The 569-nt window shown below is 54.1% G+C and carries 1 pseudogene; it reads right to left on the bottom strand.

Going from position 1 to position 569, the window contains the following annotated elements:
* A pseudogene (locus DIE02_RS35275) lies at positions 1 to 569 on the bottom strand (virulence factor); the annotation flags it as partial.

Genomic DNA, 569 nt, shown 5'->3' with positions numbered 1-569 from the left:
ACGAGGTTCTCGTTGATCTGCGCATCCGTGGGCGGGAAGTTCGGGGCGTCCCAGTTCATTGCCCATACGGTCTTGTCGGGGTTCTTCTGTAAGTAGTCCAGCGCGTTGTTCAGCGATGTGAAGCCGGCGTTTGCGCCGCCTTGAGTGATTTGCACGTCGGGAGGCGTATCGCGGCTCCACATCGTCGGGAAATGCCGATTGCCAATCGAGAACGTCTTTCGGATCGAGTCTTGCAAGTAGGTTTGAGAGTCGTCGATTTCGAGTCGATTCGGAATGGCAAGTTCGACACGAATGCCCGCCAGTTCGCGCCAGTCATTTTTATTGGCCGGGCTCACCGTGTAGAAATATTTTGGATTGGATGCATAGCGGGAGCTAAGCAGGAGCGGAAACTTGTACATGTACTTGTGGTAGAAGCCCTTGAATGTTTCTTTTCCACGATTGCCGTAAACCAACGCCCCAATCGACTGAAGCGTGGAAAATGACTTCGGGTCGGTGCGCACCATGTCGTCGTTCTTGTTCGGTGCGGCAAGCCCTTGCGTCCACAACAATTGCCATTCGGTCGGGTAGTC

Source organism: Burkholderia sp. Bp8991, assembly GCF_003853795.1.
Classification (GTDB): Bacteria; Pseudomonadota; Gammaproteobacteria; order Burkholderiales; family Burkholderiaceae; genus Burkholderia.
This window is presented reverse-complemented; position numbering and strand designations above follow the sequence as displayed.